Source organism: Carboxydocella sp. ULO1, from assembly GCF_002049255.1.
Taxonomy (GTDB): Bacteria; Bacillota.
The window spans coordinates 143,607-162,622 of record NZ_BDLQ01000125.1 but is presented as its reverse complement, the minus strand read 5'-3'; the positions used below and the strand labels follow the sequence as shown (position 1 = coordinate 162,622).

General features: G+C 46.9%; 20 protein-coding genes. 1 reads left to right on the top strand and 19 read right to left on the bottom strand.

Annotated elements, in window-relative coordinates:
• On the bottom strand, positions 1-216 hold the full coding sequence (locus ULO1_RS15470; protein WP_375804201.1) for a DUF3343 domain-containing protein: 216 nt from the start codon (positions 214-216) through the stop codon (positions 1-3).
• Between ULO1_RS15470 and ULO1_RS15280 the strand changes: the two genes are divergently transcribed.
• Complete coding sequence (locus tag ULO1_RS15280) at positions 167-361, top strand: hypothetical protein (RefSeq protein ID WP_242946649.1); 195 nt, start codon at positions 167-169, stop codon at positions 359-361. The genes ULO1_RS15470 and ULO1_RS15280 overlap by 50 nt on opposite strands.
• 111 nt (positions 362-472) lie before the next feature.
• On the opposite strand, the gene ULO1_RS13305 is transcribed toward ULO1_RS15280, so the two are convergent.
• From ULO1_RS13305 to ULO1_RS13220, 18 genes are all read right to left on the bottom strand, one after another.
• The gene (locus tag ULO1_RS13305) at positions 473-1,582 is read right to left on the bottom strand and encodes a 6-phosphofructokinase (protein WP_079907396.1); all 1,110 of its coding nucleotides are present in this window, start codon (positions 1,580-1,582) and stop codon (positions 473-475) included.
• Positions 1,569-1,718, bottom strand: coding sequence for an IDEAL domain-containing protein (locus ULO1_RS13300; protein WP_159071891.1), 150 nt, complete (start codon positions 1,716-1,718; stop codon positions 1,569-1,571). The genes ULO1_RS13305 and ULO1_RS13300 overlap by 14 nt, the downstream gene beginning before the upstream one ends.
• Positions 1,719-1,765: 47 nt before the next feature.
• Positions 1,766-4,105: a protein kinase gene (locus ULO1_RS13295; protein ID WP_079933749.1), complete on the bottom strand. Its 2,340-nt coding sequence runs from the start codon at positions 4,103-4,105 to the stop codon at positions 1,766-1,768.
• 75 nt (positions 4,106-4,180) lie between these two features.
• Entirely contained in the window at positions 4,181-4,825 is a 645-nt protein-coding gene (locus ULO1_RS13290; RefSeq protein WP_078665830.1) for an adenylate kinase, read from the bottom strand.
• Positions 4,826-4,952: 127 nt separating this feature from the next.
• Positions 4,953-6,116 (bottom strand): acetoin utilization protein AcuC, encoded by a 1,164-nt coding sequence (locus ULO1_RS13285; protein WP_078665829.1) that lies wholly within the window; start codon positions 6,114-6,116, stop codon positions 4,953-4,955.
• Positions 6,106-6,756, bottom strand: a complete 651-nt coding sequence (locus ULO1_RS13280; protein WP_078665828.1) for a CBS and ACT domain-containing protein — start codon at positions 6,754-6,756, stop codon at positions 6,106-6,108. Before ULO1_RS13280 ends, ULO1_RS13285 begins: the two co-directional genes overlap by 11 nt.
• Before the next feature lie 18 nt (positions 6,757-6,774).
• Positions 6,775-7,386 (bottom strand): GNAT family N-acetyltransferase, encoded by a 612-nt coding sequence (locus ULO1_RS13275; RefSeq protein ID WP_078665827.1) that lies wholly within the window; start codon positions 7,384-7,386, stop codon positions 6,775-6,777.
• A 21-nt stretch (positions 7,387-7,407) separates the two neighbouring features.
• Positions 7,408-7,821, bottom strand: coding sequence for a hypothetical protein (locus ULO1_RS13270; RefSeq protein WP_079907393.1), 414 nt, complete (start codon positions 7,819-7,821; stop codon positions 7,408-7,410).
• Between the two features lie 21 nt (positions 7,822-7,842).
• Positions 7,843-9,771: a transglycosylase domain-containing protein gene (locus ULO1_RS13265; RefSeq protein WP_079933748.1), complete on the bottom strand. Its 1,929-nt coding sequence runs from the start codon at positions 9,769-9,771 to the stop codon at positions 7,843-7,845.
• A gap of 23 nt (positions 9,772-9,794) precedes the next feature.
• The gene (gene speE, locus ULO1_RS13260) at positions 9,795-10,619 is read right to left on the bottom strand and encodes a polyamine aminopropyltransferase (RefSeq protein ID WP_078665824.1); all 825 of its coding nucleotides are present in this window, start codon (positions 10,617-10,619) and stop codon (positions 9,795-9,797) included.
• 80 nt (positions 10,620-10,699) lie between these two features.
• A complete protein-coding gene (locus tag ULO1_RS13255) occupies positions 10,700-12,334 on the bottom strand; it encodes an HD domain-containing phosphohydrolase (RefSeq protein WP_159446603.1) in 1,635 nt (544 codons plus the stop codon).
• A 108-nt stretch (positions 12,335-12,442) separates the two neighbouring features.
• On the bottom strand, positions 12,443-13,549 hold the full coding sequence (locus ULO1_RS13250) for a DUF362 domain-containing protein (protein WP_078665822.1): 1,107 nt from the start codon (positions 13,547-13,549) through the stop codon (positions 12,443-12,445).
• Between the two features lie 54 nt (positions 13,550-13,603).
• Positions 13,604-14,338: a cell wall hydrolase gene (locus ULO1_RS13245; protein ID WP_107753524.1), complete on the bottom strand. Its 735-nt coding sequence runs from the start codon at positions 14,336-14,338 to the stop codon at positions 13,604-13,606.
• A 76-nt stretch (positions 14,339-14,414) separates the two neighbouring features.
• Positions 14,415-15,815, bottom strand: a complete 1,401-nt coding sequence (locus ULO1_RS13240) for a phosphoglucomutase/phosphomannomutase family protein (RefSeq protein WP_242947968.1) — start codon at positions 15,813-15,815, stop codon at positions 14,415-14,417.
• Between the two features lie 32 nt (positions 15,816-15,847).
• Complete coding sequence (locus ULO1_RS13235) at positions 15,848-16,654, bottom strand: ATP-binding protein (protein ID WP_079906169.1); 807 nt, start codon at positions 16,652-16,654, stop codon at positions 15,848-15,850.
• A 12-nt stretch (positions 16,655-16,666) separates the two neighbouring features.
• Complete coding sequence (locus ULO1_RS13230; RefSeq protein WP_078665820.1) at positions 16,667-17,413, bottom strand: DnaD domain protein; 747 nt, start codon at positions 17,411-17,413, stop codon at positions 16,667-16,669.
• A gap of 11 nt (positions 17,414-17,424) precedes the next feature.
• Positions 17,425-18,483 (bottom strand): HD-GYP domain-containing protein, encoded by a 1,059-nt coding sequence (locus tag ULO1_RS13225; protein WP_079906170.1) that lies wholly within the window; start codon positions 18,481-18,483, stop codon positions 17,425-17,427.
• A 104-nt stretch (positions 18,484-18,587) separates the two neighbouring features.
• Positions 18,588-18,968, bottom strand: a complete 381-nt coding sequence (locus tag ULO1_RS13220; RefSeq protein WP_078665818.1) for a hypothetical protein — start codon at positions 18,966-18,968, stop codon at positions 18,588-18,590.
• Positions 18,969-19,016: the final 48 nt, after the last annotated feature.

Below are 19,016 nucleotides of genomic sequence, written 5' to 3'. Positions count from 1 at the left end.
TTAAGTCCCCTTCCATTTCAAAACGGGTAATTGGCCTTCGGTACAAATATAGCAAGCCTCCGGTTCTATACCCTCAGCCCGTAAAACCGCTGTAACTGTGGCTTCATCCTCTAACCGGCATTTCAACGACAACCCGCAAGAAGCTGTGATAATACGGGGAGTGGGGATGATTAGTGCTGGTAAAGCTCGGGTATCAACAATATGCTCTGCGGCCAATGCCTGCTGGGCTGAGGAAAAAACCAAACAGCAAAAATTCTTTAGCTTTATTAACTCACGTATCATAAATAATCCCTCATTTCTGCCGTTCAGCCAGCAAAAACGGCAACTCCCCCCAAATTACTGGTCAGGAAGTAAAAAATAGCTATAATATGAATCAGGATAAGTCCTGTTATCACCTCATCTCCTCTCCCCTTTTCTCCGAACTGTATCCAGAGTGGGTACAGTTCTTTTTTGTTATATATTTATTTATATATTATTCATCACCGAAAGAAATGCCAGTGGCTTTAGCCGCCTGAACCAGATCATGTTCAGGATTGACCCGCTTTAATACCCCGGTAGCTTCAGCCAGGGAAACAGTTACTATATCGGGAGTGCGCAAGGCTACCATTACCCCGTTCTCCCCTTCCAGCAGGGCTTTTACGGCTGCTGCCCCATAACGGGTACCAAGAATGCGGTCAAATGGAGTAGGACTGCCACCGCGCTGTAAATGGCCAAGCACTGTCACTCTGGTCTCCAGATTAATCCTGCGCTCCAGCTCATCGGCCAGCCGCTGGCCGATCCCTCCCAGGCGAATAGGATCACCGCTATCCTCAATTACTTTCTGCACTACCAGGTTTTCACCCAGTTTGGCTCCTTCTGCTACAACTATAATACTGAATTTCTTGCCCTGCTGGCAGCGTTCCTCGATTTTCTTAACCACATTTTCAATCTGGAACTCTATTTCTGGAATCAAAATTACATCAGCACCACCAGCTACCCCTGACTCCAGAGCGATCCAACCGGCATAACGGCCCATAACCTCCAGAATCATTACCCGGTGATGGGATTCAGCAGTAGTGTGGAGCTTGTCCAGCGCCTCGGTGGCCGTATGTAAAGCAGTATCAAAGCCGAAAGTAATGTCAGTAGCAGATAAATCATTATCTATAGTTTTCGGAACACCTACTACCCTTAAGCCTTTATTATGTAACTCCCTGGCAATAGACAAACTGCCGTCCCCACCAATAACCACCAGAGCATCAATTCCCGCTACCGCCAGATTGTCCAGGATAGTTTGGGACATATCCACATACTTTTTTTCGCCATTTACCAGCACAGGGTATTTAAAGGGGTTGTCCCGGTTGGTAGTGCCCAGTATCGTTCCCCCTTTGGGAAGAATACCGGACACAGCCGCCAGATTCAAAGGGCGAAACTGTTGTCTGATTAACCCCCCAAAACCATCCTCGATACCAACCACTTCCAGACCAGCCCGCAGGGCCGATTTGGTAACTGCCCTGATCACCGCATTTAAACCCGGGCAATCACCCCCACCTGTTAATACTCCGATTCGCTTTAACATAACCAGCCCTCCTTCAACCTGTTCCATTAATAATAGACAATAATTCGCCACATAATTCTTCAAACCTTCTTTTGTCCTGACGATCCAGGGCATCATCTATATAAATCCATAAAACTTCCAGATAAATTTCCGTAGCCAGGTCACGCAAAAGGAATTGGGGCACGGTCAGCACCTCCCTTTCGGGTTCTAATATATTCTATGCTGCCGTGCCTACCACTTGACTGAAAATACCCAGGGTTCCTGTCCCAAAAAATTATTCCCCAAACTAATTTCGACTTGCCGCTGGATAATATCAAGGGGCCCAAGGATAATTTGCCCTTTTACCTCCTGTTCGGGTTGTAACTCGAATTGATAATTGTTTTCGCTATGGTAAAGCTGGTAGATGATATTATTTCCTTGTCTAGCCTGAGGATTAGCCAGAGAGACCAGATGTTTTTGCAAGGAACGATTCTTGACCCTTAAGAATAAACGCGTTTCCTCCTCTGCTATTTCTATCCGCTCCAGCTCTACCTCTATCCCATGTCGCACCAGTATCTGCTTAACATCCAATTTGTATTTAGCTGGTGTCATGGCATTCCATAATTCAATTGGCTCAATTACACTGTTGACTATCAAGGGTATCTTTATTATTTCCCCATTGCGGGGATCAACAGTAGTAGTTGAGCCCAGATTGCCTACCAGTCTGACCAGAGGCAAACTCTCTTCTTTTTGCAGAAGGAGATGGGGATCCCCATTATACTGGACCAGGATTCTGGTAATAGCTCCTTTGCTATCTGAAACAGCCATTTGTAACAAGAGATAATCTTCTGTTCGATTAACCAGCTTCTCCAGTCTCCCTGTAATCTTAACTTTGCGTCCGGACCATTCTTCAACTTTATTATAAGCCTGATTTATATTTTCATTGGTAATTAAAGTAGTATCCAGACGGCTATCCTGTAATAATTCCCCAGTTGTACTGCTGCCGGATTGGGGGAACTTCCGGTCTATATACATTTGTAAACTGAACATCCAGCCAAAGATTAATGCCGTTAGGGCCACAATGACATAAAATTTCTTTTTATCATCCCGCCAGAAATTTAACCAGCGCTGATTGGCAAACCATTGCTGGGTCAAGCCCTGTCCACTTTCAAGGCGTTCACCCAGAGCAGTTTTCAAATCAGTCAGCAACTCCCGCCCGCTTTGATAGCGCTGCCTGGCTTCTTTGGCCAGGGCTTTGGCCAGCACCTTTTCCAGTTCTGCCGGTGCATCCTCCCGCCAGCGGGTTAACGGCGGGGGTTGCCCGTATAAAATATCCTGTCCTACTTCTTGCAAGTCTTTTCCATAAAAAGGAAAATGTCCGGTTATCAATTGATACAGGATAACTCCGACCGCAAACCAGTCAGAAGATTTATCCCCCCTTTCTCCTCTTACCTGTTCGGGTGCCATATAGAGGGGAGTGCCTATGCTTTTGCCAGGGCCCAGTTCCGCTAGGGCTGCCAGACCAAAATCAGTAACATGCACCAGTCCTTTTTCATCAATGAGAATATTATCCCCTTTGAGGTCTAGATGAATAACCCCTTCTCGATGAGCATAGTCCAGGGCATTACATATTTGTTCCAGAATATCATAGATTTCGCGCCAGCTAAATTGCCTTTGTTCCAGAGCCTCACTCAAGGTCAAACCCTGGACCAGGTCCATGACCAGGTAAAACTCGCCATCCTCTTCGTAATAGTCATGGATGCGTACTATATTGGCGTGATTCAAACGGGCAGAAACCCGGGCAATCTGCTTCCACTGTTTATGTTTCTCTCCATCCTGGCCCGCATACAGCCGCTTTACTGCTACTTCCAGATCCAGCTTATTGTCAAAGGCGCGGAAAACCACCCCGGTAGCTCCCCGGCCTATCTCCTCCAGAATCTGATAACGGCTGCGAAAACTTTCTTTGGGCAAATCGTTCAGCACCGGATAAACCCCGGTTTGTTCCCGCTGATCCTGAGGCACCAGGATATCAGCTACCTCATGCATCTCCTCTAAAGTCATATATTCCTTATCAAAGCTCATAATATGGGAAACAAGGTCCTTTAACAACAAAACTCTGACCTTACCAACCCGTCCCCGGGAAGTGTAGTGAATCCCATTAATATTGGAATGTTCATGGGTAAAAACTACAATGGGTTCCATCTTAAAATTTTTTTGGACCTGGTATTGCTGATAGTAATGATGTTTTAAATAGTCCCGAACAACTTTGGTATACTGATTAACCTGAGCGGCAGGATTGCCTATCTTGATATATTCCTTCTTGCCATCATTTAATCGCTCCTGGGTCCAGTTGCCCATCAGGCCGCCGGTAATACGGCCATTCATGTTTTTACTCTCGATGACAAAGATCGCAGCCGGCGTAATCACAATATGGTCAATATCCACCACATTATCATTCATTGCCAGGCGCGGTGAGTTAATCACCAGAAAATATTCCGGAAGCTGTTCCGCCAGCTCTTTGGCTACTTTTTCTTCGCCATCAAGACCATAAAGTCCGGAGATACGGGATACTTCCTTCAATACTGTTGCCACTTTTTCACCTCCTTGTCAACAGACTTTAATAAAAAACCACAGGAAGGTAATCCTGTGGCCAAAAATCCACCAAAATTATTTGCCAATAGCCGTTAAAATATCACTCAATACCTTGTCAATGGGCTGGTCACCGTCGATTTGCCGCAGTAATCCCCTGACTTGATAAAAGTCAATTAATGGTTGAGTTTGAGCCTCGTAAACATCCAGACGATTGGCTACTGTTGCTTCATTATCATCATCCCGTTGATACAGTTCTCCACCACACTTGTCACAAATGCCTGGCCGGGCAGGAGGATTAAATACTACATGATAGCTGGCTCCACAAGCCCGGCAAATTCTACGACCGGTCAGGCGCTCCATCAGTTTCTCCCGGGGCACAGCTATATTAATGACTGCATCGATCTGCATATCCAATTCTTGTAATGTTTTTTCCAGTGCTTCTGCCTGGGCGATAGTCCGTGGAAAACCATCCAGTAAAAAGCCATGAGCACAATCTTCCTTGCTCAGTCTCTCTTTTACCATCCCGACCACTACTTCATCGGGAACCAGTTGACCGGCATCCATATATTCCTTGGCTTTTTTGCCCATTTCAGTGCCTTCCTTAATAGCAGCCCGGAACATATCACCGGTGGAAATGTGAGGTATCTCTAATTTCTTTACTAATACCTCGGCTTGAGTGCCCTTACCAGCACCCGGGGGCCCCATGATCAACAATCTCACCAAAAATCCCTCCCAACAAGCAAAATACTAAAAAAATTATAACACATAGGCCTGTTCTTGCAAAGGCCTGTTCAGGCGAAAACGCAACAACAGAGCCCGCAACATCTTTTTTCATTGCTACCTCCGTTTAACCAATTATTCCTGCGATAATAGGATAAGCATTTTGTAATACCCGCTGCGCATTAGCCAGATTTTTTTCGCGAATTTCCTGCTGCCGGGGAATAGGCTTTACCATGTCTTCCGGGTCCATCATCATTGCCGGTAAAGGTACTGGCGCTCCTCCCTGCCACTGTTCTAGCCAGCTGGCCGGTACAACTGGTAAACACAGCTGGTGACTCAAAGTTGCCCAGAGGAGTGTCCAGGCCCGGGGAACAACCCGCCAGATATCATAACCCCCTCCCCCTAAGGCCAGCCACCTTCCTCCGGAATATTGATGGGCATAGCCGTGAATTAACTCGGCATAGGCTCGTAATAGATGCATGTCCCCATGCAGATGGGTTAATGGATCCAGATAATGGGTATCACAGCCGTGCTGAGAAACAATTACATCCGGTTTAAACGCCTCTAAAAGAGGAGGTAACAGCAGCTGAAAACATTCCAGCATACTGGCAGTATCCGAAAAGGGTTCTAAAGGTAAATTGATACTATAGCCATATCCGGCTCCCTGACCCAGTTCGGTAATTTTCCCTGTACCAGGAAAGAGATATCTTCCCGTTTCATGCAATGAGATGGTTAAAACCTGGGGGTTATCATAAAATGCCCATTGCACGCCATCACCATGGTGAGCATCAGTATCGATATAGACGACCCGCCAGCCTGCCTGACAAAATTTCTTGATTGCCAGCACAATATCATTAAAAACGCAAAAGCCGGAAGCCTGTTCCCGGTGGGCATGGTGTAATCCACCCGCATAGTTCAAAACATGCTCAGCGTTGCCGGCAAGAATCAATTCGGCTCCCTGTATCGATGCCCCCACCAGCAAGGCTGCTGCTTGCCCCATCCGGGGAAAAACCGGATTGTCTTCCGTACCCAGTCCCCATGCCTCGGGGCCCAGGGAACATTCCCCTTTTTCCCCCAGACTAAAAACCGCATTGACATAGGCAGGAGAATGGAAGAGTACCAGTTCTTCAAAAGTTGCACCTCGCGCTTCTAGCGCCTTCTCTGGCCATAGCCCCATGGCTTTAATCAGGGTTTCTGTTAATTCCAGCCGCAAAGGATTGAAGGGATGTTCATCACTAAGCTGATACCGCTGAAAATGCCGGCTATGGATTAAAAGACTTCTACCGCCCATAGCCGGTATCCTCCAGTCGCGGCGTTCTGACTATATATCCTGCTTGCTGTAAAGCAGCCATAATTTTGCGGGGATCGATGGTATTGACCCTGATTACCATCAAACGGTATTCCTCATGCCTGCGTTTGGGTAAAGTGACAACACTGACAATATTTACTCCCAGATTTTTGAAAATAATGGCGATGTCAGCCAGTACGCCTGGCCGATCTGGTATCTCCAAAATTAACTGGGAGCCGGGTTCGTGTACACCCAGCAATTCCGTTAATGCCCGCAAAATATCGCTTTGGGTCAAAAGCCCGACCAGGTACTTGCCATCGACCACTGGCAAGGAGCCGATCCTGAATTCATACATAATCCTGGCTGCCTCATCTATGGTATCATCAGGCGCGATAGTAATCACATTTTTGCTCATGATCTGCCCGATCCAAATTTGGCAGGTTTTTTCTTCGCTGTTTTCTTCCCAGAACGCCGGGCTGGCAGAACGCAAATCCCGATCAGAAACAATCCCTACCAGCCGCCCTTCGGAAATTACCGGCAAATGCCTGATGCGCAAATTTTTCATAATTTTCCAGGCTTCCGCCAGGGTAGTTTGAGGGTTAACAGTTACCACTGGTGAACGCATAATTCGGTAGACTTCCATCCTTCTCCCTCCCTGTCTTTATAACATCCAAAGATTCTGATAGAGGCTGCCTTCGAACTGGATGACTCTCTCCGCCGGTACTCGTTTGCCGATCCGTACCCGGAGCATATTGGCAGGATGGCTGGCTATTTCCGGCTCATCGGTATTTCGGAGCTGGAATCCCCCTTTCTCCATCACATGACTCAACATCTTCTTGTAGCCCCATAAATCCAGCCCTGTGCCTTTTAAGTCCCAGTGCCAGTGCAAATGCTGGGAAATCACGATATAATCTTCCCAGAAATCATCACAGAAAGTTTCCTGCAACAGTAAGCCAGCCAGCCCAAAACCCCGCCACTCCGGTGAAATTTCAATAGCCCCCAGTTCCAGGATAAAGCCGGCAAATTCCCCTTTACCCCAGCGCCCCTCCTCTTCAGCAGGATGAAAGGTTACATAGCCTACCAGTGTTTCGTCGGCAATACATCCATATACCCTGCCTTCCGGCATGGCCGCTATTTGCTGCAAAGCCCGGTGCTGTTCATGAGGCCGCCGAAAGGCAGTTAAGCCCGGATCAAACTGCAAACATGCCAGCACATCTTCCGTTAGCGGCCCTCCTACTGCCACTTCTCCCTTATCTGTCTGTACTCTCCGCATCCTTCTTACCTCCTCTTTTTTCTAACGAGTCAGCCAGGCAATGACCGCCACCACCAATGTCATGATCACGATTGCCAGCATGCAACCTCCCTGGCTGGCTCCTGTTTTTAACAAAATCCCCCGGGCTTCAGCTTCTCTGGTGATATAATGATTGAGTTTGAGTGGGCCCAGGACAGCCATGACCTGGCTATCCAGGAAATCCCGGTCACCGCCTTTGGCCAGTACGCTCTCGATTACAGCCTTTTCCCATTCTGCTGCTAGAGCCGTATCCTCCTTCAGGGTTTTCAAGATTAACTCTGCCACGGCTCGTCCCTGCGCTCCATAGACTTTGCGCCTTTCCTCCCGGCTCAATTGCTGTAAAGGTTTAATCCAAACAGGGTCACCGGCGTAGATCCTGTCATGTTCACAAAGCCAGTGCCAAATTTTTTCAGCCATCTTCCTTCTCCCCTATCTCTCCTAAAATCCAGGCAGATTGATAAAGGGAACAAACCAGTGCAGGGCACAGTACTCCTGGGGCTCTTTACCCTGCTCAAAAGCCAGCTCGGCAGTGCGTTCACAGGCTGGTCCTGCCTTTTGCCCTGAATCCAGACAAACTTTTTCCTTAACTATATTACCAGGAACGTTAAATTCCATCTCCCCTCGCAAGGCAGGGGAATTGACAATTTCAGCCCAGAGCGGAGCGGCCATTTTTCCTCCAGTCCCTACCCCTTTTCCTTTGAGATCATATCCCAGCCAAACTACAACGGTATATTTACTATTAAAGCCTGCAAACCAGGCATCACGGTTCTCCTGGGTGGTCCCGGTTTTGCCAGCAACCGCCTGGTTCCGTATTATCTGGCTAATGCGGGCCGCTGTGCCCTGTGGTCCTGTAACCCCGCGCATCATGTCCAACAGTTGAAAAGCAAGTTCAGGTCCAAGCGCCTGCCAGCGCCTGGGCTGTCCCTGCCAGAGATTAGTACCAGTACCGGTAACTATCCTGGAAATATACCAGGGTTCTATATATTGCCCCTTACCAGGGAAAACCCGATAAGCCGCCGCCATTTCCCACGGAGTCACCTCACCACTGCCCAGGGCCAGGGATAACACCGGCGGTAGGGGTGAAGTAAAACCAAATTTTTTTGCTTCTTTAACCAGTTGCTCCGGGCCATACTGGGCCAGAATTTTAACAGGAATGATATTATCGGAGACCCAGACAGCTTCCGCCATAGTCAGCTCCCGGCCATGATAACCGGGCCTGCCATAATCCTGGGGCTGATAACCCTGGAAATTAACCGGTTCACATTTATAGAGGCTATTGGCCTGCATCCCTTGCTCCAGCGCCAGAGCATAGAGGAAAGATTTAAAAGCTGAGCCAGGCTGCCGGCGGGCCAAGACCCGATTATATGAGCTCTGCCACCAGTCCCGGCCACCGGTCAGGGCCCGAACAGCCCCGCTATCATTCTCCAGCACTATCACCGCTACCTGCAGTCCGGGATATTTCTGCAAATATGTTTGTACCCTGTCATTAACCACCTGCTGAATCTCTGCATCCAGAGTCGTCTCGATCTTCAGTCCCCCTGCCAGCAAGGTTTCCTGGTCAACCTGCTTTTCCGCCTGTTGCTTGACCAGGTCCAGAAAGTAAGGAGCCAGGCTGGAAACAGCCCTTTGCTTTTTTCGGATTTGCAATGGTTGTTCCTCGGCCTGACGGGCCTGTTCAGGAGTGATGACTTTCATTTCCACCATTTGCTGCAGAACATAGCGCTGCCGCTTTTTGGTCGCTTCCAGGTTAGCCCAGGGATTTACGCGCGAAGGTGCTTTCAAAGTAGCGGCCAGCAAGGCGCTTTCAGCCAGGTTCAAATCTTTGGCCCTTTTGCCAAAGTAGGTTTGAGCTGCAGCTTCTATACCATAGGCTCCTTCGCCAAAATAAACGCTATTGAGATATAGCTCCAGGATCTCATCTTTGGTATATTGCTGTTCCAGCTGAATAACCCACCAGGCCTCCAGCAGCTTGCGCTTCCATGTTCTTTCCTGGCTCAAAAACAGGTTTTTTACCGTTTGCTGGGAGATGGTACTGCCCCCCTCCACTATCCGGCCAGCCCTCAAATTATGCCAGATAGCCCGGATTATACCAGCTGGATCCAGCCCCTGATGCAGATAAAAATCCCGGTCTTCAGCCGCTATTACTGCTTGCAGCACATAAGGGGATATGTCTTTCAGTTTAACCGGATAACGTTTTTGTTCATAAATTTGTCCGATCACTCTGCCCTTGTGATCAGTAATCAGAGTAGCCGCCGGCAGCTGGGGCTGTGGCAAACGTGGCAACCATTGATTTAAGGGTTTACAACCAGAGAGCAGAAAAAGAAAAAGGATAACCATGACCGCTAAACGCCATTTGCTTCTGGTCATCCGGTTATCCCTCCTTATCACTATTATTTATTCACAATTTCCGCTACAAAGGGCGGTAAGGCAAAGGCAGCCTGATGAACTTCCGGTGTATAATAACGGTTACTAAAGGGCAGGGTTTCAGGCCAGCTTGGTTTCAGTTCCGAATCACTGGCCATAGTAAAAGTCCAGAATCCTCCCACATAGCTAGGAATAGCTGTTAAATAAGGTTTAACATAGGTGAAATTCTCCCGCATAGCCTGCACCGCTCTCTGAAACGCCTGTGGATAAAAGAGGGGCGACTCCGTCTGGGCTACTACTGCTCCTCCAGGCTTTAAAGCCCGTTTGACCAGCTGATAGAACTTGCTGCCAAACAGTGGTTCAGCAGGTCCAATGGGGTCGGAAGAATCAACGATAATCAAATCAAAGGCAGCTTGCTGCTGCTCGACATATTTAATCCCATCCCCAATGGCCAGTTCAACCCGGGGATCGCTCAGGCAGGCAGCCGTTACCGGCAAATACTGCCGACAGGCATTGATTACATCTTCATCAATTTCAGCCAGTACCACCTTTTTAACCCCGGTGTGTTTCAGCACTTCGCGGACTGTACCGCCATCACCGCCACCGATGACCAGTACCGTTTCCACCTGCCGCAAACTGAACATGGGCACATGGGCAATCATTTCATGATAAATATATTCATCTTTTTCAGTGGTCTGAACAATCCCGTCCAGAACCAATGCTCTCCCTAAATCATAAAATTCAACAATTGCCAGATGTTGATATGGAGTTTGTTTTTGATAAAATATTTCCTTTATTTTCCAACTCACGCTATAGCCCTCTGTATGTTGCTCTCTCAGCCACAGCTCCATTCCCAGTCCTCCTTAAGTAATTATTTGCCACATTTAATTATATCACAGAAGGCAAAAAGAGCAAGTTTAGAGCCCGCCGGTTAAGCGGGCTTGATCTGACCGGTTTCCCGATCCACCACCTGGCAGAATACTTCAACCAGAGCCGGATCAAAACAGGTACCAGCACAATTTTTGATTTCATCCCAGGCTGCTGCCGGTTGTAAGGGCTTTTTATAGGGACGTTCCGATACCATGGCATCATAGGAATCAGCAATAGCTATAATCCTTGCCCCCAGCGGTATTTCTTCACCCTTCAGCCCTTCCGGATAACCGGAGCCATCCCAGCGCTCATGGTGATATAAAACCAGCGGTGTTACCATCTGCAAATAGTCAATGGAAGCCAGAAAATTGGCTCCAAAGGCCGGATGATTACGGATGGAGTAAATTTCATCTTCATTCAAACTTCCCGGTTTATCCAGGATATGTTCTTCCACATTGATTTTGCCGATATCGTGGAGCAGGGCTCCATACTGCAGTCTCTCCAGTTCTTTTTCAGTAAAGCCCAGTTTTCTGGCCATAGCCACCGCATATTTGGTTACCCGCTCCGAATGGCCACAGGTGTTGACATCCTTGGCATCAATGAGAGCAACCAGGGTAGGGATATTTTCGGCCAGAGCGGTACCAGCCTTTTTGATTTTATTCTGTACCTCATCAATGGTGATAGATGAAAGGCACACCCGGTCGCGCCGTAAATGGCGGGCCCGAAACAGGGTCTGGTTGGCCCTGTATAATAAATTGTCCATATCCTCAGCGTCTTTTGGAAAAGTGGCAATCCCCAGGGAGACTGTTATCCTGAGCTGCTCGTCTTCAAAGGGGTAAGAGTGGTTTCGTACGGCAATGCGAATTTTTTCCCCCACATCCAGGGCATCGAAACTATCGGAACCGGGCAATAAAACGATAAACTCATCTTCCCCATATCGCCCTACCTTATCTTTACCTCGAATATTTTCCTGGATCAGTTCCCCCACAGTCTTTAAAATCTGCTGGGTTACCTCCTGACCATAGCCATCAACTATCGGCTGGAAACCATCAATACTAATCCGAATTATCGATAACTGCTCATGCTTTTGTCTGGCTTTTAATATCTCCTCGGCGAGAAACTGCTGAATATACCGATAACTATATACCCCGGTAATATGGTCAATTTTCATAATGGTAGTCAGTTTTTGATAGCTTTCCTGCAGTTTATGACGGCTTTCCATTATTTTACCGACAAACCAGCCAATAAGTGCCCAGATTGAGCCCTGCAAAATCCCCGTTTCCGGTTTGCTTAGTAATAAAGGCAAATCCCCTTCCTGGCTGATTCCCGTCACAATTACCGCCAGCCAGCCGGTTAAGGCGGTTAGCAACCCGAATCTGGCCCCAAACCGAATGGCATAGGTGGTAATCACCAGGTAAAACAGAGGCTGGAAATAGGCATTACCCTGTGAAGACAACATCAAGTAGCCAAACAGCACAATTTCACCAAAGATAATTAGATAACGGCTCCGTTGCAGAAGATTATGATTCCATGTAAAATAAATGAGGAAATTATAGGATATAACTAATAACATAGCCAGAATCAGGTTCCATGAAATTGAACTGGAGCCTATAAAAGCTACATAAGACAAAAAAGCGAATAAAAATACTCCGACCTTAAACTCGATTAATGTCTTGCCAAAGTTTTCATGTGCCACAATTTTTCCCTCCCGGAATGTATTTTTCGACACAATAACTAAATTTCCTCCAAAAAATACAATAAAAAGAGGCATTCTTCTTTAATTCAGGAAGAATGCCTCTTTCTTTTAAACTTCAATTAATTCATACTGCCTTGTGCCAAGGCCAATTTCTTCGCCATACCTTAGTTGTACTGACCAGTCCACTTTGGGATAGAGAGCGCGGAATTTATCCTCTACCTGTTTATCCCCCAGAACAGAAATCCGGTTGACAGGAGCCTGGTTAACCAGATCGACACAGGCTTGATCCAGAGCTACCGGGTCTTTAGAGGCCAGAATGCCCAGATCGGCTACCAGTGGAGCATCGGACCAGCCACAGCAATCACAATCAGGAGAAACGCTGGTAACAAAACTGATAAACCCGCATTTACCAACTTTATCCTTTAGTACTCCGTAGGTGTATTCCACCATTTTTTCCTGCAACATATCCGCTTCTGTCTTCCAGTTAATAGCAATAGCCTGAACCGGACAAACGGTTACACACTCACCACAGCCAATACACCTGGTTTCACTGATAAGAGCAGTCCCCTCCTCCCCGGCAAAGGCGATAGCATCAGCTGGACACCACTTGATACATCGCCCGCATTTAATGCATTTCTCCCGATTAACCCGGGGCAACAGGTCAGAATGCATATTCTGCTTGCCACTTCTGCTCCCCAAACCCATTCCGATATTTTTTATAGTGCCGCCAAAACCGGTAGCCTCATGTCCCTTAAAATGGCTGACAGCAATAAAGGCATCGGCATGTACCGCCGCAGCGCCGATTTTTACTTCCTGAAAGTGTTTGAGGTTAACTGGCACCTTAATATAGTCGTGTCCGGTCAAACCATCAGCAATAATCAGAGGTGCGCCCACTACGGCATAATCAAAGCCGTTTTCAATAGCAGTAATCAAATGGTCAACAGCATTGGCCCGGCTACCCCGGTAGAGGGTATTGGCATCTGTCAAAAACGGTTTCCCTCCGGCCAGTTTAACCTGTTCTACTACCTGCCGGATAAATTGCGGTCTTATGTACGCTGTATTGCCTTTTTCGCCGAAATGGACTTTGATGGCCACCAGATCTCCAGGACTGATGATTTCCTCAAAACCGGCTCTTTTGTACAGACGTACCAGTTTGGCTAACAAACTCTCTCCCCGTTTGGTACGCATTGACGTATAGTAAACCTTTGCTGCCATGTAACCAACCTCCTTCATGTATATTCTACATGAAAAGACCGTTAGAGCCAAGCTCTAACGGGCAAAAACATGATTGCCAATCATCGTAGATGTAGGCAAAGTTTTGATCCAGGTATCTGTGGCAATCTGAGGATTATAGAAATACAACGATCCTTCCGTAGGGTCATAACCGGCAAGCGCTTCCCGTACTGCCTCATAAGATTCCCTGTCAGCCGGCAAATTGATAGCCCCATCCTGGACCGGACTAAACTGGTAGGTTCCCCGGGTTTTTTGCAGAATAACTTCTTTCACGGTATCAGGAAACTGGTCATTTATTACCCGGTTTAAGACAACAGCAGCTACTGCCACTTTTCCCTGGAAAGACTCTCCTCTAGCCTCAGCATGCACCAGCCGGGCCAGCAGATCCATTTCACTTTCACTGATCCTGATTATCCTGCCTTTGTAGTAATAAACCCCGGCTGCCATTCTGCCAGATGCACGGGCCATCATTTTGCTACCCCTTGGTATAATTAATTTTTGTCCCGGGTAAATAATTTTGCTTTTTAAACCATTTGCTCTGATCAAATCCTGAACTGAAACATTATACTGACGCGCAATCCGCAACAGGTATTCTCCCGGACGCACCCGATGAATAGCGGGTACATTTCGGCTTAAGACAATGCTCCTGGAAACAATCGGCACCAGTCTGCCCTGACGAAAATCGACCTCCGCTGCCCGGGCCAGGGGAGCAAGCATAAGCAATCCAATCAGCACCAGGCAACATAATCGATATTTTTTTCCCTTACTCATCGACAAAAAAACCTCCTGTAAACTTTTTTAGTCTACAGGAGTTAAGTCTAACCAAAAACCAGAGTTTTTATACATTTTATTTTACTGCCGCTTCTCCAGCCGCTATTAAATCGTAGTACGCCTGTTCCGAACGGGCTTCTATATAAATCCGCAAGACCGGTTCTGTTCCGGATGGCCGGAATAAAACCCAGGAACCATCATCTAAATAGAGCTTTACCCCTTCCAGTAAAGATTGCTGCAGTACCTGTCTCTGCCCGAAAACCAGAGGCGGTTCATTCCGCAGTTTTTGCATTAATTGGTTTTTCCTATCATTTTCAATATGTAAGTCCAGGCGTCGAAAAGCATAATAACCATATTGTTCCTGCAAGAGTTGCCAGGCCTCCTCCGGCTTTTGTCCAGTGGCCCCTATTATTTGTAAGATCAGCAGATTGGCCAATATCCCATCCTTCTCCGGGATATGACCACCGATACTGAGGCCACCGCTTTCTTCCCCGGCTAATACCACAGGACGCCGTAACATCTCCTGGGCCAGATATTTAAATCCAACAGGGGTTTCAGTAGCCTTCCGTTCATACCTGCCCGCAATTTCATCCAGCAAATGGGTGGTCGCTACAGTACGGACCAGCCCCCCCTCTTTTTGCCCATTTTCCAGTAGATACTGGCTGATAATACTCAAGATCTGATTGGGGGCCAGATATTCACCATTAGATCCGATCACTCCGAAACGGTCTGCATCACCATCATTGGCCAGGCCCACTACCGCCTTTGCCTGAACTACTGTCTGAGTTAGAGTTTGCAGTCTGGAAGCTACCGGTTCCGGTAAACCTCCTCCAAAAAAGGCATCCCTGTAACCGTTGATTTCTATTACTTCTAACCCACAGCTTTGCAATTTTGCAGCCACTTTACCCGCCGCTGCCCCAAACATGGGGTCAAGAACGATCTTCCCTTTAATCCGGCAAATCTGGTTAAAATCAATGATTGTATCTATATGTTCCCAGTATTTGTCCCAGATATCAACGGAATGCACCAGTTCCGGTTTTGGCAGCTGATGATTTACACCACCGGCTATTACCTTGCCAATTTTTTCTTCCAGTTGAGCGGTAATCTCCGGACTGGCTGGCCCCGCATATTCCTGAATAAATTTAATCCCGTTATACTGGGGCGGGTTATGGCTGGCAGTCAACATAATTGCTCCGGCAGTATTCAAAGCCCGAATGGCATAAGCTGTAACCGGTGTCGGAGTGGGCCCCTGCAACCGGTAGACAGGAATGCCATTAGCCGTTAACACCGCCTGCACCTGATCAGCAAACTGTTCCGCCAGGAAACGGGTATCATGGCCTAATACTATCCCTTTCTGTGCTTTTTCCGTTTCCAGCAGATAGTCAGCAATACCCTGGGCGACAATGGCTACATTGGCAAAAGTAAAATCAGCAGCCATAATAGCCCGCCAGCCATCAGTCCCAAAACGAATGCTCATTTACATCCCTCCCAAACAATTCCTCTCCTAATTTATCTCTTTTTCCTCTCCTTTATGCGCCTGATTTGATACCTGATATCAAGATCCACCGCCAGCTTGACACCCTTACACATTTGCACTAGCCGGGAAGTAGTCCTTTCACCGATATATTTATCCAGTTCCGGCAAAGTAAAATTGGTAGTAACCACTGTCGGTAAATGATTGAGAAGGCGGTAATTAATAATAGAATATAGTTTATTCCGTACCCATTCGGAATAGTTATGGGCCCCCAGGTCATCCAAAATGAGAATCTCAGCTTGCTTGGCCTGAATCATGATTTTGCTTTCCCCGTTCTCATCATCATAGAAAGTGGCTTTAATATCATCCAGCAGCTCCGGCACAATTAGAAATACTACATTTTTGCCTTGCCTGATTAAGTCCCTGGCAATACAGGCTGCCAGCAGAGTTTTGCCACTTCCCACGGGACCATATATCACCAGGCCATCGCCAGCGCATCCCTGGACAACCTGGTTAACAAAATCGCGGGCACTACTAAGAGCCTGTTCAGCCAGCTGGCGATAGGCCAGTTTGCTACCAGGCTCAATCTTATCACTGCGATAAAAACTCAGGTCAAAATTTTCCCAGTCCGCTTCCGCTAAAAAGCGAAACAGGTGGTCCTGACGTTCTTTCTGGAAACCAGTACAATCACAGACCTTTCCAGTTGAATCATCCAGTAAAATGATGCCCCTATCCTGACAGAGTTCACATTTATACTTTATTTCTTTCGGTTGCTTGTTTTTATTAATATAGGCACCCAGTTCCCTTATCCTTTTCTGCAAAATCGAGCCCACAGGTTCCATTCCCGTCCCTCCTTAGGTCCAGACCTGTTCATATTTGCTATCTGGAGCCGGTTCAACCGGTTTTTCTTTGCGGATACGTTCTTTACCTCCCAGTTTTTGTCTGGCGATTTGTTCTTCAAACGCCTTGACTTTAGCCAGGCTATCCAGGCCGCGATTGCGCCAGTCAAGCAGGATTTTATCAATATATTTCAGGTTGCGTACCCCGCGTAAAATCCCGCGTTTTAATGCCTCTACCACCAGATCCTGTTCGTAGCCCTCGGTTATTACCCAGTTGGCAATCTGATCCATTTCCATGGCCGAAAGGGGTCTACCAAATTCCTGTTCAAATAAACGTCCTAAGGCTACCAGATCCTGTTTCTGATCCTCCAGCAGTTTTTGCTTAATCGCTGCCAGTTCCTGTTTTCTTTCAATGGCCCAAATACTAACCAGGGCCTGATAAAGCGGCTCTAGAGAATATTCTTCTTCCAGTGCCTGCCTGGCAACAATAAATTTGGGTTTAATGCTCAGCAACTTTTTTTCGATCAACGTGGCCAGCGTCTGCTGAACGGTAGTCTCCGATAGCCCCGAAAGCTCAGACAGCTCCTGGGATGTCGGAAAAAAATTTTGCTGCTGTCGAAAATAAAGCAGCAAAGTAATTACCAGAAATTGCTCGGGAGTTATATCCAGTGGTCCTAAGCCTTTCAATAAAAGGGCAGGAATACTGATGTTGCCATTGCCAGTCAACTCCGCTGCAAAACTGGCGGTAATATTGATGTCCATTTACCCTCACCCTACCATAAAACTTTCGTTATAAATGTGGTTTTTTCCAGACCTAAATCAAGTTGATAGCTGGCCGCCAGCTTTTGTTTGTTTTTGTCATAACAAACCTTAATAATGGGGCGAGTGGCCACATTCTTCTCTACATTAACCACAATTCCAATTTCCCCACTGCTCAACTGCACTACCGTCCCCAGAGGATATACCGGAATAAACTGGATAAAAGCCTTTACTGCCCGGGCATCAAAATAAAGATTTCCGCCACCGTACAAAAATTCAATAGCTTCATGGGGTAAACAACGCATCTTACCCCCTAAAGGACCGGTATAGGTATCAAAAACATCGGCAACCATTATAATTCGAGAAAATAAGTCAATTTTTTCTCCTTTTAGATGCTGAGGAAAACCGCTGCCATCCCAGCGTTCATGATGGTACAAAGCCACCCTGGCAATCGCTGGCGAAAACCCTTCTTCTCTAAGTATTTTATAGCCAATATTGGTATGCTCTGCACAGACTGGATTTACTTGTAAGGGATTTTCCAGATCTTGTTGTAACAGTTCCGGCTCCATCCTGGTACGCCCAATATCATGAAGCAAGGCCGCTGTAACCATTTCTTCCATCATTTCAGGGGTCAGATGCATCCCTACCCCTACCAGGGCGGAAAAAACCGCCACATTGATGGAATGCTGTAAAGTAAAATCATCGATGGCTCTTAAATCAAGATAAAACTTACTGACTTTTTCATTCTTGATGACTTTTTCCAGGTAATAGCGCGCATTTTGATAGATCCCTTCTATATTTTCCCGCTCTTGATAAAGTCGTACCGGTATATATTTATCCAGCACCCCTTGTGCCATCTGTAAAACTTTATCAACCAGGACTTCTCCTGCTTCTGTGATCAATGTGCCCGGGGAGCAAATAGCCACCTGGGAGAGCGCCATATTCTGAAGCCGATTAATCAAACTTTCAGTTAATACCGTACCTTCAGCTACCAGAATCATACCATTGTCTCCTAGTATGCTTTCAGCCATGATCATTCCAGGCTGCAAGTCTCTGACTGCAATTTTTTCCATCGCTACGCTCCCCCTCTCCAACCTACTAAAACTAATTCGTCACCACTTGAATAAATTCCTGCCACTTTTCCCGCAAATTAAAAGACGAAGCACACAGGCTTCGTCTAACCAGCAATCTTGATGGCTGTAATCAGTTCTTTTTCAATAATTTCCACATCTAACAGGCACCGTTTGGTGATTTCCGGATCTTCTATGGTTTTTAGGATATCCTTGGTTTCATCCAGATAGTATTGTAAAATGCGCACCAGCAGATTGATCAGAGCAGCATCTTCACATTCAACCGCAAACCGTTCCCCTTCCACCGGGTTTTTCACGGCTGGATTTATAACTTCTTTGATTATTTTCTGCTCAGCCAGAATTTTTGCGATTTCTTCCTGATCATGAGTGGAATTAAGAATTTTATCGGAGTGCTGCAAGTAATGCCAGACGGCACTGGCCAGAATATACGGCAAATGTTCGCCACTCTTGCTGAAAATAATCCGCATGTTGTTTCCTCCTTATTCGCCCAAGTTAGGTACAGCAACCCCCTTTGT

What these genes read in the sequence shown, in the direction of transcription:
- ULO1_RS15280 (WP_242946649.1), top strand. Translation starts at nt 167, where the DNA reads ATGATTAGTGCTGGTAAAGCTCGGGTATCAACAATATGCTCTGCGGCC.
- ULO1_RS13305 (WP_079907396.1), bottom strand. Translation starts at nt 1,582, where the DNA reads ATGGAACAGGTTGAAGGAGGGCTGGTTATGTTAAAGCGAATCGGAGTA.
- ULO1_RS13285 (WP_078665829.1), bottom strand. Translation starts at nt 6,116, where the DNA reads ATGGGCGGTAGAAGTCTTTTAATCCATAGCCGGCATTTTCAGCGGTAT.
- ULO1_RS13280 (WP_078665828.1), bottom strand. Translation starts at nt 6,756, where the DNA reads ATGGAAGTCTACCGAATTATGCGTTCACCAGTGGTAACTGTTAACCCT.
- ULO1_RS13275 (WP_078665827.1), bottom strand. Translation starts at nt 7,386, where the DNA reads ATGCGGAGAGTACAGACAGATAAGGGAGAAGTGGCAGTAGGAGGGCCG.
- ULO1_RS13270 (WP_079907393.1), bottom strand. Translation starts at nt 7,821, where the DNA reads ATGGCTGAAAAAATTTGGCACTGGCTTTGTGAACATGACAGGATCTAC.
- ULO1_RS13265 (WP_079933748.1), bottom strand. Translation starts at nt 9,771, where the DNA reads ATGACCAGAAGCAAATGGCGTTTAGCGGTCATGGTTATCCTTTTTCTT.
- speE (WP_078665824.1), bottom strand. Translation starts at nt 10,619, where the DNA reads ATGGAGCTGTGGCTGAGAGAGCAACATACAGAGGGCTATAGCGTGAGT.
- ULO1_RS13250 (WP_078665822.1), bottom strand. Translation starts at nt 13,549, where the DNA reads ATGGCAGCAAAGGTTTACTATACGTCAATGCGTACCAAACGGGGAGAG.
- ULO1_RS13245 (WP_107753524.1), bottom strand. Translation starts at nt 14,338, where the DNA reads ATGAGTAAGGGAAAAAAATATCGATTATGTTGCCTGGTGCTGATTGGA.
- ULO1_RS13240 (WP_242947968.1), bottom strand. Translation starts at nt 15,815, where the DNA reads ATGAGCATTCGTTTTGGGACTGATGGCTGGCGGGCTATTATGGCTGCT.
- ULO1_RS13235 (WP_079906169.1), bottom strand. Translation starts at nt 16,654, where the DNA reads ATGGAACCTGTGGGCTCGATTTTGCAGAAAAGGATAAGGGAACTGGGT.
- ULO1_RS13230 (WP_078665820.1), bottom strand. Translation starts at nt 17,413, where the DNA reads ATGGACATCAATATTACCGCCAGTTTTGCAGCGGAGTTGACTGGCAAT.
- ULO1_RS13225 (WP_079906170.1), bottom strand. Translation starts at nt 18,483, where the DNA reads ATGGAAAAAATTGCAGTCAGAGACTTGCAGCCTGGAATGATCATGGCT.
- ULO1_RS13220 (WP_078665818.1), bottom strand. Translation starts at nt 18,968, where the DNA reads ATGCGGATTATTTTCAGCAAGAGTGGCGAACATTTGCCGTATATTCTG.